Consider the following 13,668-nt stretch of genomic DNA (forward strand, 5'->3'; position numbering starts at 1 on the left):
CACGCCCGCCGGCCAGAAGGATCTGAGGCAGGAAGCGAACCCGATCCTCGGAGGAACCCGACATGTCCCGGCAAAGACTGGCCGGTCTGCCGTCCGGCCGACGCAGCAAGTACGCCCTGATCGTCTTCTGGCTGGTCCTCGTCGCGGTGGCCGGCCCGCTCTCCATCAAGCTGAGCGAGGTGCAGAACAACGACACGCTCGGCCTGCTGCCCGCCAGCGTGGAGAGCAGCCGGGCCGTGGAGCGGGCCGAGGCGGCCTTCCCGGAGTCGAAGAAGCCCGTGGCGATCGCCGTCTACGTCCGCGACAGCGGCCTCACCGACGCCGACCGCGCCAAGGCCGAGGCCGACCGCGCCGTCTTCGTCCGGTACGCCGACGGCGGCGCGGTGTCGCCCCCGGTGCCCAGCGAGGACGGCAAGGCGCTGCTGGTGTCCTTCCCGGTCGCCGGTGACGACACCCAGCGCCCGGAGGCGGTGACCGACGTCAAGGAGCGCCTCGCCCTCGACCGGCCCGCCGGCCTGCGCACCGCGCTGACCGGCGACGCGGCGGCGGAGAGCGACGTCCTCGACGCCTTCGGCGGGATGGACACCACGCTGCTGCTGGCGACCGCGGCCACCGTCGCGGTGCTGCTGCTGGTCACCTACCGCAGCCCGGTGCTCTGGCTGATCCCGTTGATCACCGTCGGCATCGCCAACCAGTTCGCCGGCGGCATCGTGTACCTGATGGCGAAGTACGGCGGCGTGACCGTCGACTTCCAGAGCCAGACCATCCTGACCGTGCTGGTCTTCGGCGTCGGCGTGGACTACGCGCTGCTGCTGATCGCCCGGTACCGCGAGGAGCTGCGCCGGCACGCCGACCGGCACGAGGCGATGCGGGTGGCGCTGCGCCGGTCGTTCGGCGCGATCTGCGCCTCGGCGGCGACCGTCGCGATCGGACTGCTCTGCCTGCTCGCCGCCGACCTGCCGTCCACCCGTGGCCTCGGCCCGGTCGGCGCGGTCGGCATCGGCGCCGCCCTGCTCGCGATGACCACCCTGCTGCCGGCGGTGCTCGTCCTGTGCGGCCGGTGGCTCTTCTGGCCGTTCGTGCCGCGCTACACGCCGACCGCCGCCAGCGCCGACGTCACCGCCGACCACGGGATCTGGCGCCGGATCGCGGGGCTGGTCGGGGGCCGTCCCCGCGCGGTCTGGATCGGCACCACGGCGGCGCTCGTCGCGCTGACCTTCGGCATCGGCAACCTCAGCATCGGCCTGCCCAACGAGGAGTCCTTCACCTCCGAGGTCGGCTCGGTGACCGGCCAGCGGCTGATCGCCGCGCACTACCCGAGCGGTTCCGCGTCGCCGGCGGAGATCCTGGCCACCGCCGGTGCGGCCGACCAGGTGATCGCCGCCGCCCGGGCCGTGCCCGGCGTCGCCCGGGTCGACGAGCCGGAGCGCTCGCCGGACGGCGCCTGGGTACGGGTTCCGGCAGTGCTGGCCGACACGCCGGACAGCGACGCCGCCATGGCGACCGTGCAGCGGCTCCGCACGGCGGTGCACGAGGTGCCCGGCGCCCAGGCGCTGGTCGGCGGCAGGACCGCGGTGCTGGTGGACGAGGAGCGCATCGTCAGCCGCGACAACCGGGTGGTCATCCCGCTGATCCTCGCCGTCGTCCTCGTCATCCTGGTGCTCCTGCTGCGGGCGCTGGTCGCGCCGCTGCTGCTGATGGTGAGCGTGGTGCTGTCGTACGCCGCCGCGATGGGGGCCGCCGGCTTCGTGCTGGACGCGCTGGGCTACACCAAGCTCTTCGTGGGCATCCCGCTTCAGGCGTTCCTGTTCCTCGTCGCCCTCGGCGTCGACTACACGATCTTCCTGATGACGCGGGCCCGGGAGGAGGCGGCGCAGCTGGGCCACCGGCCGGGCGTCCTGCGGGCGCTGACCGTCACCGGCGGCGTCATCACCAGCGCGGGGATCGTGCTCGCGGCCACGTTCGGCGCGCTGGGCGTGCTGCCGCTGGTGCCGTCGATGCAGACCGGGGTGATCGTGGCCGTCGGCATCCTGCTCGACACGCTGCTGGTCCGCAGCCTGCTCATCCCGGCGCTGGCGCTCGACCTGGGCGCCCGCACCTGGTGGCCGGGGAAGCTGTCCCGGCGGGCCGCCGCGACCGCCCCGCAGGCCCCGGCGGAGCGGGTGCTGTCCGGTTCCTGAGCCCCGACAGGCCGCGCTGAGGACCGGGGCGGGCACGGACGAGAGCCGTCCGTGCCCGCCTCAGCGGCTTGACCACCAGACACCCCGTCAGCCGCAGCGCCTTCTCCTGACTTCCGCTGTCACTGGGCGTGACGTCCATGCGGGCGGACATGACGGTGAGCGATATGCCTGGCAGTCATAAATATGCCTGCCAGGCATATCGCTCACCGGGTGAGCCAGCTCGGGCAAGCGTCCGTCGGCCGGCAAGGGAGCCTTTCGGCTCCGGCCACCCGCCACCCGCCACCCGCCACCCGCCACCCGCCAGGCAAGCAGGCCCTGCCGGCTCCGACGACCTCCGCCGCCAAGCAGGCAAGGCGGTGCTGGCGGCGTCTGGGCTGACGAGGCCGTTGCGGCGAGGCCGGCCGCCCGTTCCTCGGCCAGCCGGCCGTAGCCCGACCTGCAACCGGTTGGCGGGCGGCGAACACGCCGCCACGTGCGCGTGGGTGCTCAGCCGGCGAGCAGGGCGGCCATCCGCTGCGCCTGGGTCTCCCAGCGCCACTCCCGCTCCACCCAGGCCCGGCCGGCCGCCCCGAGCTGCCGGGCCAGGTCCCGGTCGGCGAGCAGGGTGGCCACCCGGTCGGCGAGCTGGGCGACGTCCCGGCCCCGCACCACGTACCCGGTCTCCCCCTCGCGGACCGCGTCCGGCGCGCCGCCGGAGTCGCCGGCGACCACCGGCAGGCCGGTCGCGGAGGCCTCCAGGTAGACGATGCCGAGCCCTTCGACGTCCAGGCCGCGGTTGCGGGTGCGGCAGGGCATCGCGTAGACGTCACCGGCGGCGTAGTGCGCGGGCAGCTCGGCGGTGGGCACCGAGCCGGTGAAGACCACGTCGCGCTCCACGCCGGTGTGCCGGGCCAGCTTCTCCAGCGCCGCCCGGTACGGCCCGCCGCCGACCACCAGCAGCGCCGCGTCCGGCACCCGGCGGCGGATCTCCGGCATGGCCCGGATCAGCATGTCCTGCCCCTTGCGGGGCACCAGCCGGGACACGCACACCACCACCGGCCGGTCGGCCAGGCCCAGCCGGACGCGGACCGGCTCCCCGTCGACGGCCGGGTGATAGGTGTCCACGTCGACGCCGGGAGCCAGCCGGTGCAGGTCGGTCACCCCGTGCAGCGCCCGTTCGAGCCGTACCCGGGTGTAGTCGCCGAGGTAGGTGACCACGTCGGTGCCACGGCCGATGCGGCGCAGCGCGGCCCGGGCGGCGGGCAGCGCCGCCCAGCCGACCTCGTGGCCGTGGGTCTGCGCGACCACCCGGCGGATCCCCGCCCGGCGGCGCAGCCCGGCCGCGAGCAGACCCAGCGGGGCGGCGGCGCCGAACCAGACGGTGTCGCAGTCGTGCTCGCGGGCCAGCCGGGCGGCCCGGCGGGCCACCATCGGGGTGGGCAGCAGCACCCGGGTCCGCTCCCGGACCACCTCGAAGGGCTGGTCGGCGTCGAACTTCGCCGCCCCCCGCCAGCTGGAGGCGTAGACCACCACGGAGTCGGAGGGCTGGCGGACGGCGAGGTTGTGCACGAAGGACTGGATGCCGCCCGGGCGGGGTGGGAAGTCGTTGGTGATCAGCAGCGTCCGGCTCATCTGCCGGCCTCCCTGGCGTAGGCGCGGGCGGCGGCCATCCGCTCCACGGTGGACGGGTGCGACGCCGACCAGAGGTACTCCCAGCGCGGCGGGTCGGGATCGGCCAGGTTGACCCCGGCCAGCCGGCGCTGCATGGCCTCGAAGGTGGCCGGGTCGCCGGTCAGCGCGAGGGCGTGCGCGTCGGCGCGCGCCTCGACCCGGCGGGAGATCAGCGCCTGCGCCGGCGCGGCGACCAGCCCGGCCACCGTCACCAGGGCGATCAGCAGCGGGAACGCGCGCGGCTCGGCGACCGAGTCGACCCCGGCCAGCCGAAGCAGCGGCCCCCAGGAGCCCAGCAGGTAGAGCGCGACGACCGCGAGGGCGGCGCCGAGCGCGCCGGTGAGCGTGCCGGTCCAGACGTCCCGGTCCTTCGCGTGCCCCAGCTCGTGCGCGACCACGCTGGTCACCTCGGCCGGGGTGGCCTCGCGCAGCAGGGTGTCGTAGACCACCACCCGCCGGGTCGGCCCCAGCCCGGAGACGTACGCGTTGACCGCCTTCGTCCGCCGGGAGGCGTCGGCGACCAGCACGTCGCGCACCGGCACCCCGTCGCGGGCCGCCATCGCCATCAGCTCGGTGCGCAGCGGACCCTGCTCCATCGGGGTGAACCGGTTGAACACCGGCTCCACCAGCACCGGCAGCACGAACGACAGCAGCACGACCAGGCCGGCCGCCCCGGCGGCGCCGAACGCCCACCACCAGCGCGGGGCGAGCCGGGTCACGGTGTAGAAGCCGAGCAGCGCGATCGCACCGATGACCGCGCTGACCGCGTACGACTTGAGCAGGTCGACGGCCCAGCCGCTCCAGCCGTGGGTGCTCAGCCCGTAGCGGGTGAGCACGGACTGCCGCCAGGCGGCGAAGGGGAGGGTGAGCAGGTCGGCGAGGAGCACCACGGCGAGCCCGCCGAGCATCGCGCGGGCGGTCCAGTGGCCGCCGAAGGGGCGCCCGGCCAGCTCGACCAGGCGGGCGCCGAGCGGGGTGAGCCCGAGCAGCAGCGCCACCAGCAGCCCGACCACCAGCGCGCCGTACGCGCCGGGGCGCAGCGCGGAGCGGAACTCGCGCGCGTGGGCCACCTGGTCGACGGGGAGTTCGCCCAGCGCGGCGACCTGGTCGGCCCGGGGGGCCGGCGGCCGGCTCCACGGCACCAGCACGATGCTGGCGACCAGCAGCGCCAGCACCAGCCCGCCGAGGGTCAGCACCGCCCACCCGCGGGGGGTCACGCCGGCACCTCGTCCGCCGGCCCGCCGCCACCACGCCGTAACCGCGTCATGCCGCCGCTCCTCCCGCCGTGAGCGCCCATCCTATTGCCCGCCGCCAGCAGCCCCGGCGCGGTGCCCACGGTGCCCACGGACCGGACCACCGGCGGTGTGGAACGCCGCCAGGGGTCGGCCTGCCCGGCGCGGACGTCGCCGGGGAGTCCACCCGCCCGGGGTGGCGACGCCGTCAGGCCACCCGGCGCCGGCGGGCGGGACGGGCCGGCGCGGCCTCGTGGGCCAGCACCGCCACGGCGAAGCCGGCCCGGGCGAACACCTCGACCGCCCGGAGCTCGGCCGGCCCGAGGTCGGCGGCCGGCGAGTCGGCGTCGAGCAGGGCGGTCACCAGGCAGCCGTTACAGCCGGCGCCCCGGATCCCGCACCTGTCGCAGTCGATGAGCATCGTGCCTCCCTGACGGAGTGCGGCGCGGCGGGTGGGACGCCTGGTCACCACCCGCGCACCGTCGGTCAGGTCGGACACTAGTCATCGGGTACGACAGAACCGGACAACAGTGATCAAGAGTCAGGAACGGGCCAGCCGGCGCAGCAGCGAGTCCGCGCCGAGCGGGTACGCGCCGTGCCGGCGCACGCCGTCGGCGACCTCGCGGTCGGACGAGACCACCACCACCGGCCGGCCGGCCGGCTCGGCCCGGACCAGGCGGCGGATCAGCTCGTCGGCGGTCTCCCCCTTGCGGGAGAAGAGCACCCGGACGCCGCGCGGGGTGGGCGGCAGCCCGTGCATCCGCTCCGCGCCGTCGAAGACCACGGTGACCTCGTCGCCGGTCTGCGCGGCGATCCCGCCCAGCCCGGTGATCAGCCGTTTGCGCTGCTGTTCGAGGGACATCTCGCCGAAGCCGCGCTTGGTGACGTTGTAGCCGTCCACCACCAGGTGCGCCCGGGGCAGGGCGAGCAGCTGGTCCAGCCGGGCCGGGTCGTCGGTGTCCCGGGCGCGGGCGGCGGTGCCGGCGGGCGTGACGGCCGACGAGTCGGCGAACGCGTCGGCCACGAAGTCGGCCGGCAGCTTCTCCACCGGGTCCAGCGCCAGCTCCCGGCGCAGCCCGACGGCGGCCTGGCCGATGGTCTCCAGCAGCAGCCAGAGCCGCGCGTCGTCGACCGAGCGGGCCTCCTTGGCGCTGGCCCGGGCGACCCCGGCCGCCGCCTCGGCCTCGGCCAGCCGGGCCCGCGCCCGGCGCAGCTCGGCGTCGCTGTCGGCGGCCGCCCGGGCCGCCCGGCCCCGCTCGGTGGCGAGCAGCTCGTTGGCCTTGCGCTCGCGCGCCTGCGTCTCCCGCAGCGTCCGCTGGACCTGGCGGTTCTCCTCCCGCAGCTGCCCCAGCTCCTCGCGGACCCGGGCCAGCTCGTCGCGGAGCTTCTCCGCCTCGACCCGGGCCACCGCCCGGTCGTGCTCGGCGCGGGTGGCCCGCTGCTCGGCCTCCCGGACCAGCTCGGCGATGACGGCACTGTCCGCCTCGGCCCGTACGGCGGCACCGCTGGCCTCGATCAGCTCCCGCCAGCCTCGGGGCCGGGCCAGGTACGCCAGCGCGGCCACCTCGACCGGGTCGGCGGCGGCCGGCGCGGTGCCCTCGACCACGGCGGCGCCCAGGTCGCCGGCGTCGGCGAGCACCCGCGCGGTGACCCGCTGGCGGAACAGCGGGTCGGCGGTGAGTTGGGCGGCGATCACCGGCGCGCCCAGCCGGGCGCGGCGGTTCGGGGCGAACTTGGCCACCCGGCGCAGCGGCACCGGCAACTCGTCGGCGGGCAGCCCGGGCAGCACCGCCGCGGTGAGCGTGACGATGCGCTGGCGGACCGGCTCGGGGAGGGTGGGCTCCGGCTCGGGCGCCCCCGCACCCGGTTCCGCTCCGCCCTCGGGCGCGGCGGTGGACGACCCCTCCTCCGGGAGGTGGTCGTCGTACGGCTCGGTGAGGGGCATGGGGCAAGTCTCCCACCGCGACCGGGCCCACTGCCGGGTGAGTGAGGCGATCTCTCATCCTAGACCGGCGGTGACGGCTGGGACGCCTGCGACGGGAGTGTCGGACCGGGCCGCTAGCCTGCCGCGCGTGGCACCTGGCGAGTACGTCCAGCAGACGCTGGCCGGTCTGGATCCGACAGCGGGCGGCGGGGTGGACCCGGCGCTGCCGCTCTACGCGACGACCTTCGTGGTGGTCGACCTGGAGACGACGGGCGGCGCCCCGGACGGCGGCGGCATCACCGAGATCGGCGCGGTCAAGGTGCGCGGCGGCGAGGAGCTGGGCGTGCTGGCCACCCTGGTCAACCCCGGGGTGCCGATCCCGCCGTTCATCACCGTGCTGACCGGCATCACCCAGGCCATGCTGATCCCGGCCCCGCCGATCGAGCAGGTGCTGCCGAGCTTCCTGGAGTTCATCGCCGACGCCGTGCTGGTCGCCCACAACGCCCCCTACGACGTGGGCTTCCTCAAGGCGGCCTGCGCGAAGCACGGCTACCGCTGGCCCAACCCGCGGGTGCTCGACACCGCCGCCCTGGCCCGGCGGGTGCTCACCCGCGACGAGGTGCCCAACCGCAAGCTCGGCACCCTCGCCGCCTACTTCCGCACCGCCACCCAGCCCACCCACCGCGCGCTGGACGACGCCAAGGCCACCGTCGACGTGCTGCACGGGCTGATCGGACGGCTGGGCGGGCACCGGGTGGACACGATCGGCGAGGCCATCGAGTTCGCCCGCGCGGTCACCCCCACCCAGCGCCGCAAGCGGCACCTCGCCGAGGGCCTGCCCAAGGTGCCCGGGGTCTACATCTTCCGGGCCGCCGACGACCGGCCGCTCTACGTCGGCACCTCCGGCGACATCGCCACCCGGGTGCGCAGCTACTTCACCGCGGCGGAGAAGCGGGCCCGGATCTCGGAGATGCTGGCCGCCGCCGAGCGGGTGGAGGCGGTCGAGTGCGCCCACCCGCTGGAGGCCGAGGTCCGGGAGCTGCGGCTGATCGCGGCGCACGCCCCGCCGTACAACCGGCGCTCCAAGTTCCCGGAGCGGATGGTCTGGCTCAAGCTGACCGACGGTCCCTATCCGCGACTGTCGGTGGTGCGCAGCCTCGCCCCCGGCGACACCGCCTACCTGGGGCCGTTCCGCTCGAAGCAGGCCGCCGAGCTGGCCGCCGCCGGTTTCCACGACGCCGTCCCGCTGCGCCAGTGCACCCACCGGCTCTCGCTGCGCACGGTCACGCCGGCCTGCGCGCTGGCCGAGCTGGGTCGCTGCCCGGCGCCCTGCGAGCACCGGATCACCCCGGAGGAGTACGACCACCGCGCCGCCGCCCCGTTCCGCACGGCGACGGCCAGCGACCCGCAGGTGGTGGTCGACGCCCTGCTGGCCCGGATCGAGACGCTGTCGGCGGGCCAGCGCTACGAGGAGGCGGCGGTGGTGCGCTCCCGGCTGGCGGCGGTGCTGCGGGCGAGCGTACGCATGCAGCGGCTGGCCGGGCTGACCCGGATCGCCGAGCTGACCGCGGCCCGGCGTGCCCCCGGCGGCGGCTGGGAGCTGGCGCTGGTCCGGCACGGCCGGCTCGCCGGGGCGGGGGTCTCCCCGCCCGGGGTCCATCCTCGACCGACCATCACCGCGATCCGGGCCACCGCCGAGACGGTGGAGCCCGGTCACGGGCCGGTGCCCCGCGCCTCGGCGGAGGAGACCGAACGCATCCTGTCCTGGTTGGAGCGACCGGAGACCCGGCTGGTGGAGATGTCCTCCGAGTGGTCCTCGCCGGTGTCCGGGGCGGGCCGCTTCCGCGACCTGCTGGCCAAGGCCGAGAACGGCGGATCCCACCAACTCTCGACCGAACGCTCATGAGCAAGTGACCGATCGGACGACGGTGACTGACTTAGGCTGTTAAGGGAGTGCAGTCCTGCCCGTTTCGTGGGCCTGCTTCCGGTTACCAGAGATGGTGATCGCGGAGCCGGGGTGAGGAGGTGTCCCTCGTGGACGTCGACGCCGGACACGGCGCCGCCCTGGGGGGCGCGCTCCCGACCCAGCCCGGGGAGCTGCCGCTGGCCCGCCGGCTGCGGTCCCTGCTCACCTGGCCGACCAACGACACCGACCCGGTCAACCATCTGGTCCGCACCCACCGGGGCATCCACGCCAGCGCCGAGACGGGGGTGCTGCGCCGGGCCTACACGATCGCGGAGAACATGCACCGCGGCCAGTTCCGCAAGAGCGGCGAGCCGTACATCACCCACCCGCTGGCGGTCGCCCAGATCTGCGCCGACCTCGGCATGGACACCACCACCCTGGTGGCGGCGCTGCTGCACGACACGGTGGAGGACACCCGCTACACGCTCCAGGCGCTCTGCGAGGACTTCGGCCGCGCGGTGGCCCACCTGGTCGACGGGGTGACCAAGTTCGACAAGGAGTTCTACGGCAAGGCCGCCGAGGCGGAGACGATCCGCAAAATGATCATCGCGGCGGGCAAGGACGTCCGGGTGCTGATCATCAAGCTGGCCGACCGGCTGCACAACATGCGTACCCTCGGCGTGCGCTCGGCGGCGTCCCGCGAGCGGATCGCCCGCAAGACCCAGGAGGTGCTCGTCCCGCTCTGCGACCGGCTGGGCATCCAGACCCTCAAACGCGAGCTGGACGACGTGGTGCTGCTGCACCTGCATCCCGAGGAGCACGCCCGGATCGCCCGGCACGTGCACGACCGGCCCGGGTGGGACGCCTACCTGGACGACGTCGTCGCCCAGACCAGGACGGCGCTGCGCCGCAGCCGGGTCGACGCCGAGGTGAACCCGCGACCCCGGCACCTCTACTCGATCTGGAAGGACACCGTCGCCGGTGGGCACACCGCCCCGTTCGACCTGCCCCGGGTCGTGATCGTGGTGGACGGCCCGCCCACCGACTGCTACGCCGCGCTCGGCGCGGTGCACGGGCGCTGGCGGCCCGTCCCCGGCCGCTTCAAGGACTTCATCGCCTCCCCGAAGAACAACCTCTACCGGTCGCTGCACACCAGCGTCTGCGGCCCGCAGGACCGCACCGTCGAGGTGCTGATCCGCACCCGCGAGATGCACCGCTCCGCCGAGTACGGCGTCGCCGCCGACTTCCGCTTCCCCCGCTCCTCCGGCGAGGCGGCCCAGGCCGAGCAGCTGGCCTGGCTGCGCCGGGTGCTCGACTGGGAGCAGGAGGCCCCCGACCCGGCCCAGTTCCTCCAGTCGCTGCGCTGCGACCTGGCCGAGATCCAGATCCAGGTGGTCGCCGACGGCCGGCAGGTCGTGCTCCCGGCCGGGGCCACCCCGGTGGACCTGGCGTACGAGCTGGGCACCGAGTGGGGCGACCACTGCCTGGCCGCCCGGATCAACGGCCGGCTGGCGCCACTCTCGTCCGAACTGGACGAGGGCGACGTGGTGGAGATCTTCACGGAGAACGACGCGGAGAGCGGCTTCGAGGCCGACTCGGCGCCGCGCGGGCCCCGGCGCGAGTGGCTCGGCTTCGTCAAGTCGCCGCACGCGCAGATGCAGATCAGCCGCTGGTTCGCCGAGCACACCGAGCCCGGCATCTCGATCGCCGACAAGGTACGCCTCGGCCGGGCGACGATCGGGCTGGCGCTGCGCAAGCACGACCGGGGGCTGGCCAGCGACCTGCCGCTGCTGCGGCTCTCCGAGGAGCTCGGCTACCCCGACCTGGAGACCCTGCTGGTGGCGGTCTTCGACCGGGCGGTCGAGCCGGACACCGTCGTCCGGCAGCTCATCGACCTGGTCGACCACCGCCAGTGATCCCCGGCCGGTCCAGCCGTCCCGACGCGGGTGGTGGGGCCGGGGCGCGGGTGGGGGCCCCAGGGCCTAGCCTGGAGTCATGATCCCCCGCTCGCGCGCCACCGGCCGGGCCGTCGCCTACAAGGTCTTCTACCGCCTTCCGGTGGGGATGCGCCGCCGCCTGGTCCGGCTCGCCGTGCCGAAGTACGTCGTCGGCGCGGTCACCCTGGTCCGGGACAGCGAGGCCGAGGGGACCGCTCGGCTCCTGCTGCTGCGCCAACCGCCCGGGTACAGCTGGACCCTCCCCGCCGGCCTGCTCCAGCGCGCCGAGGCCCCGGTCGTCGGCGCCGCCCGCGAGCTGTACGAGGAGTCGGGCATCCGGCTCTCCCCCGACCGGCTCCGCCCGGCCGTGCCGAACGCCCTGGTGCACGCCAAGGGCTGGGTCGACATGGTCTTCGAGGCGGAGGTGCCGGCGTCGACCACCGAGCTGAGGGTGGACGGCGCGGAGGTCTACGAGGCCGCCTGGCACCCGCTGGACGACCTGCCCCGGCTCAGCCGGGCCACCGCCTTCCTGCTCGGCCACTACGGCATCGGTCCGCTGGCCGGGCAGATCCCGCCCACCGGCCGAGCGGCGTGACCGCGATCCCCGACCGGCCGTCGCCCCGGCCGGCCGGTCACCCGGCGCCGGTGCCGCCGGCGGGGATCTGCGCGGTGGTGCTCGCCGCCGGCGAGGGGACCCGGCTGCGGCCGCTCACCGAGCGGGTGCCCAAGGCGCTCTGCCCGGTCGGCAACGTGCCGCTGCTGGACCGGGCGCTGGCCCGACTCGCCGGGCTGGGCCTGGCCGGTCCCGGGACGGTTGCGGTCAACGCCAGTTACCTCGCCGACCAGGTGGTCGCCCACGTCGGCGCGCGGGCCCACCTCTCCGTCGAGCCGGACGGCCCGCTGGGCACCGCCGGGGGCGTGGGCAACCTGCGGGACTGGATCGCCGGACGCGGCGTGCTGGTCGGCAACGCCGACGCGTACCTCGCCGATCCGGCGGCCGCCCCGGGGCCGGACATCGCCGCGCTGCTCGACGGCTGGGACGGGCGGAGCGTACGCCTGCTCGGCCGGCCCGCCGCGGACCCGGCGGTCCCCGGCACGTTCGACGGACACGAGTTCACCGGGTTCTCCCTGCTGCCGTGGCGGCTGGTCCGGGAGCTGCCGGCGACCTTCGGCGACCTGGTCCGGGCGGTGTGGCGGCCGGCGGAGGCGGCCGGGGCGCTGGAGGTGGTGGCGTACCCCGGCACGTTCTACGACACCGGTACCCCGGCCGACTACCTGGCGGCCAACCTGCACGCCGCCGGCGACGGCGAACTGCTCGATCCCGGCGCCACCGTGACCGGTCGGTTGCGCCGCGCGGTGGTCGGGGCGGGCGCGGTGGTCCGCGGCGACGTGGAGCGGGTGGTGGTCTGGCCCGGCGCCGTCGTCGAGGAGGGCGAACGGCTGTGCGACGTGATCCGGGCCGGCGACGCGCTGACCGTGCCGGCGGGCTGAGCGGCCCGCGCCGGACCAGTCCTGCGCCGGCCGGTCAGCATCTAGCATGAGCCACGACGTCGACGAACGGAGAAGCGTCCAGTGATCACCGCGATCGTCCTGATCGACTGCGCCACCGACTCGATTCCCGAGGTGGCGGAGACCCTGGCCAACCTGCCCGGCGTCAGCGAGGTCTACTCGGTGGCCGGGCACGTCGACCTGATCGCCATGGTCCGGGTCCGGGAGTTCGAGCAGATCGCCCAGGTCATCGCCGGCAGCATCTCCAAGGTGCCCGGCGTGCTCAACACCGAGTCGCACATCGCGTTCCGGGCGTACTCCCAGCACGACCTGGAGCAGACGTTCGCGATCGGGCTGGCCGGCGCCGACTGACCGGTGAACGCGCGGTGGCCGGCCCACCCCGGAGGGCGGACCGGCCACCGTCGGCCGTGCGGTGACGTCAGCTGGTGCCCGGAGCCGGCGTCGCCGTGGTGCCACCCGGCGACTCGGGCGTGCCGCCCGGGGTCGGGGACTCGGTGGTGCCGCCCGGCGCCGGCGTGGTGGTGCCGGTCGGGCTGGGCGTGGCGGTGGCTTCCGGCACCGGGATGCCCAGCTGCCGCGCGAGGTTCACCAGCTCGTCGTAGTGCGCCTGGAGCACCGGCAGCGCGGTCTGCGCCAGCTGGATCACCGACTGCTCCTGACCCTGTGAGATCTCGGTCTGGGTGGCCTGGATCGCCTGGATGTGCGCGGCGAGCTGCGCGGTCACCCACTGGCGGTCGAACTCCTCGCCCCTGGCGTTCTCCAGCCGGTCGAGGATCTGCCGCTGGTCGGCGGTCGGCTCATTCGGCAGCTGCACACCCAACTGGGAGGCGGTCTGCTGGACCGACTGGTCCAGCTGGGTGTGGTCGGTCTTGAACATCTCGCCGAGCCGCTTGACCTCCTGGTTCTGGCCCTTCTCCCGGGCCAGCTCACCAGCTCTGATCTCGAACAGGTTGGACTGGTGCACCGCCTGCAGGTACTGGCTGTCCTGCGTCGACGGCTGTGCCGCGGCCTGCGCGGCCGCGGCAGGCGCCAGACCGACCAGCACCAGTGCGGCCAGCAGGCCGAGGCGTTTGATTCCCAACATGTTTCCCTCCCCGTTGACGTTGGACCGCACGGATACCCGGCTGGCGGGGGTTATTCCTGCGTTTCCACCCGTCGGTGGGCGGGTTGCGGGGTGGGGAGGGCGGACCCGGACGAACGTCGCGGAAATGGACGTGGCGCCCGCCGGAGAACTCCGGCGGGCGGCCCCGGCGGGGTCGTCGGCAGCCCCGGCGCCCGCCGCCCCCCCTCTCCCCCCCCCCCCGGGCGGGCGCCGCCCCGCGGGGGCCCC

At 75.1% G+C, this 13,668-nt stretch carries 11 protein-coding genes; 6 read left to right on the forward strand and 5 right to left on the reverse strand.

What is annotated here, in order from left to right:
• Nucleotides 1-62 precede the first annotated feature (62 nt).
• A complete protein-coding gene (locus M2302_RS13590; protein WP_280838252.1) occupies nucleotides 63-2,180 on the forward strand; it encodes an MMPL family transporter in 2,118 nt (705 codons plus the stop codon).
• A 486-nt stretch (nucleotides 2,181-2,666) separates the two neighbouring features.
• Here M2302_RS13590 and M2302_RS13595 read toward each other — a convergent pair whose 3' ends face one another.
• From M2302_RS13595 to M2302_RS13610, 4 genes are all read right to left on the reverse strand, one after another.
• Nucleotides 2,667-3,791, reverse strand: a complete 1,125-nt coding sequence (locus M2302_RS13595; RefSeq protein ID WP_280838253.1) for a glycosyltransferase family 4 protein — start codon at nucleotides 3,789-3,791, stop codon at nucleotides 2,667-2,669.
• Nucleotides 3,788-5,047 carry a M48 family metallopeptidase gene (locus M2302_RS13600; RefSeq protein WP_280838254.1) on the reverse strand — a complete coding sequence of 420 codons (1,260 nt, stop codon included), beginning with the start codon at nucleotides 5,045-5,047 and terminating at the stop codon, nucleotides 3,788-3,790. Before M2302_RS13600 ends, M2302_RS13595 begins: the two co-directional genes overlap by 4 nt.
• Before the next feature lie 223 nt (nucleotides 5,048-5,270).
• A complete protein-coding gene (locus M2302_RS13605; protein ID WP_280838255.1) occupies nucleotides 5,271-5,483 on the reverse strand; it encodes a hypothetical protein in 213 nt (70 codons plus the stop codon).
• Nucleotides 5,484-5,603: 120 nt separating this feature from the next.
• Nucleotides 5,604-7,007 carry an NYN domain-containing protein gene (locus M2302_RS13610; RefSeq protein WP_280838256.1) on the reverse strand — a complete coding sequence of 468 codons (1,404 nt, stop codon included), beginning with the start codon at nucleotides 7,005-7,007 and terminating at the stop codon, nucleotides 5,604-5,606.
• A 127-nt stretch (nucleotides 7,008-7,134) separates the two neighbouring features.
• Between M2302_RS13610 and M2302_RS13615 the strand changes: the two genes are divergently transcribed.
• The 5 genes from M2302_RS13615 (at nucleotide 7,135) to M2302_RS13635 (ending at nucleotide 12,689) form a co-directional block, all read left to right on the forward strand.
• Complete coding sequence (locus M2302_RS13615; protein WP_280838257.1) at nucleotides 7,135-8,892, forward strand: DEDD exonuclease domain-containing protein; 1,758 nt, start codon at nucleotides 7,135-7,137, stop codon at nucleotides 8,890-8,892.
• A 128-nt stretch (nucleotides 8,893-9,020) separates the two neighbouring features.
• On the forward strand, nucleotides 9,021-10,808 hold the full coding sequence (locus M2302_RS13620; protein ID WP_280838270.1) for an HD domain-containing protein: 1,788 nt from the start codon (nucleotides 9,021-9,023) through the stop codon (nucleotides 10,806-10,808).
• A gap of 79 nt (nucleotides 10,809-10,887) precedes the next feature.
• Nucleotides 10,888-11,424 (forward strand): NUDIX domain-containing protein, encoded by a 537-nt coding sequence (locus tag M2302_RS13625; protein ID WP_280838258.1) that lies wholly within the window; start codon nucleotides 10,888-10,890, stop codon nucleotides 11,422-11,424.
• A gap of 50 nt (nucleotides 11,425-11,474) precedes the next feature.
• On the forward strand, nucleotides 11,475-12,320 hold the full coding sequence (locus M2302_RS13630) for a sugar phosphate nucleotidyltransferase (protein ID WP_280838271.1): 846 nt from the start codon (nucleotides 11,475-11,477) through the stop codon (nucleotides 12,318-12,320).
• An 81-nt stretch (nucleotides 12,321-12,401) separates the two neighbouring features.
• The gene (locus tag M2302_RS13635; RefSeq protein ID WP_280838259.1) at nucleotides 12,402-12,689 is read left to right on the forward strand and encodes an Lrp/AsnC ligand binding domain-containing protein; all 288 of its coding nucleotides are present in this window, start codon (nucleotides 12,402-12,404) and stop codon (nucleotides 12,687-12,689) included.
• 67 nt (nucleotides 12,690-12,756) lie between these two features.
• On the opposite strand, the gene M2302_RS13640 is transcribed toward M2302_RS13635, so the two are convergent.
• Nucleotides 12,757-13,422 carry a DUF4142 domain-containing protein gene (locus M2302_RS13640; protein WP_280838260.1) on the reverse strand — a complete coding sequence of 222 codons (666 nt, stop codon included), beginning with the start codon at nucleotides 13,420-13,422 and terminating at the stop codon, nucleotides 12,757-12,759.
• Nucleotides 13,423-13,668 lie beyond the last annotated feature (246 nt).

This window comes from Micromonospora sp. A200 (genome assembly GCF_029893845.1).
GTDB lineage: Bacteria > Actinomycetota > Actinomycetes > Mycobacteriales > Micromonosporaceae > Micromonospora > Micromonospora purpureochromogenes.

Bases quoted from the DNA above. Each gene is read 5' to 3' on its own strand.
- M2302_RS13590 (WP_280838252.1), top strand. From the start codon at position 63: ATGTCCCGGCAAAGACTGGCCGGTCTGCCGTCCGGCCGACGCAGCAAG.
- M2302_RS13595 (WP_280838253.1), bottom strand. From the start codon at position 3,791: ATGAGCCGGACGCTGCTGATCACCAACGACTTCCCACCCCGCCCGGGC.
- M2302_RS13605 (WP_280838255.1), bottom strand. From the start codon at position 5,483: ATGCTCATCGACTGCGACAGGTGCGGGATCCGGGGCGCCGGCTGTAAC.
- M2302_RS13610 (WP_280838256.1), bottom strand. From the start codon at position 7,007: ATGCCCCTCACCGAGCCGTACGACGACCACCTCCCGGAGGAGGGGTCG.
- M2302_RS13625 (WP_280838258.1), top strand. From the start codon at position 10,888: ATGATCCCCCGCTCGCGCGCCACCGGCCGGGCCGTCGCCTACAAGGTC.
- M2302_RS13640 (WP_280838260.1), bottom strand. From the start codon at position 13,422: ATGTTGGGAATCAAACGCCTCGGCCTGCTGGCCGCACTGGTGCTGGTC.